The following is a 1,372-nucleotide window of genomic DNA, read 5'->3' as shown; positions in this document are numbered from 1 at the left end:
GGGCCTATCCGTAATTTCGTGGGCGAGGCATATCATGAAGGATGAAGATCATGGATATGCCAATCATGAAGAAGAGACGCACTGTCGCCTCGCAGGCAGCGGCCCGCGGGCCGCTGCCTGCACTGCCAGAAGCGCTGCTCGATGAACTGGTGAAGGGCCCGATGACGCCCGCCGAGGTTCAGGACCTGATGCTGGCGTTCAACAAGGCACTGATCGAGCGGGCGATGGGCGCCGAGATGAGCATGCATCTGGGCTACCGGCCCGGCCAGCCCAGGCCCTCTGAGCAGACCAACGAGCGCAACGGCGCCAGCGGCAAGACGGTGATCACCGAGCGCGGCCCGGTCAGGGTCGATCTGCCGCGCGACCGCGATGGCAGCTTCGAGCCGATCCTGATTCCCAAACACGAGCGCCGATTCACGGGCTTCGACGAGCGCATTATCGCGATGTACGCCCGGGGCATGAGCGTGCGCGAGATTCAGGCGTTTCTGGCCGAAAGCTACAGCACCGAGGTCTCCCCCGACTTCATCAGCTCGGTCACCGACGAAGTCATGGCCGAAACGCTCGCCTGGCAGAGCCGTCCGCTCGAGCCGATGTATCCGGTGGTGTTCTTCGACGCGCTGCGCGTGAAGATCCGTGGCGACGGCGTGGTGAGCAACAAGGCAGTGTATCTGGCGCTGGGCATCCAGGCCGACGGTCAGCGCGACGTGCTCGGCCTGTGGATCGAGCAGACCGAAGGTGCGAAGTTCTGGCTGAAGGTGTTCAACGAACTGAAGACCCGGGGCTGCCAGGACATCCTGATCGCGGTGGTCGACGGCCTGAAGGGGCTGGCCGAGGCGATCGGCACGGCGTACCCGCGCACGGCCGTGCAGACCTGCATCGTGCACCTGATCCGCAACAGCCTGGAATACGCCAGCTACAAGGATCGCAAAAGCGTCGCCGCAGCGCTGCGTCCGGTCTACGCCGCCGCGAACGAACAGGCCGCGCAGCAGGCCCTGGAGGCCTTTGCCGAAGGGCCATGGGGCGCGAAGTACCCGACCATCGTGCAGTCGTGGCGACGGGCGTGGGAGAACGTCACGCCGTTCTTCGTGTTTCCGCCCGACATACGCCGGGTGGTGTACACCACGAACGCCATTGAGAGTCTGAACATGCAACTACGCAAGATCATCAAGACCCGCGGCCACTTCCCCAACGACGAGGCCGCCATCAAGTTGCTCTGGCTGGCGCTGCGCAATGTGCTTAACAAGTCCGTGCGAACGGCATTCGACTGGTCGAGCGCCATGAATCAGTTCGCTATTCTGTTTGGTGAGCGTTTTACTCAGGCACGCGGTTAATTCCGCTAACCGCCTCGCCCACAAAAATACGGACAGGTTCC

Annotated in this window: 1 protein-coding gene; it reads left to right on the top strand. The window is 63.1% G+C overall.

Features of this window, described 5'->3' with window-relative positions:
- Window positions 1–56: 56 nt before the first annotated feature.
- A complete protein-coding gene (locus P0D71_RS35975) occupies window positions 57–1,331 on the top strand; it encodes an IS256 family transposase (RefSeq protein WP_143048384.1) in 1,275 nt (424 codons plus the stop codon).
- Window positions 1,332–1,372: the final 41 nt, after the last annotated feature.

Source organism: Paraburkholderia sp. RL17-383-BIF-A (assembly GCF_046028015.1).
In the GTDB taxonomy this organism is placed as follows: Bacteria; Pseudomonadota; Gammaproteobacteria; order Burkholderiales; family Burkholderiaceae; genus Paraburkholderia.
Note: the sequence above shows the minus strand (reverse complement) of the source record. Positions and strands in the feature narration are given on the sequence as shown.

Excerpts from the sequence above, each read along its gene's own strand:
- P0D71_RS35975 (WP_143048384.1), top strand. The coding sequence starts at position 57 with ATGCCAATCATGAAGAAGAGACGCACTGTCGCCTCGCAGGCAGCGGCC.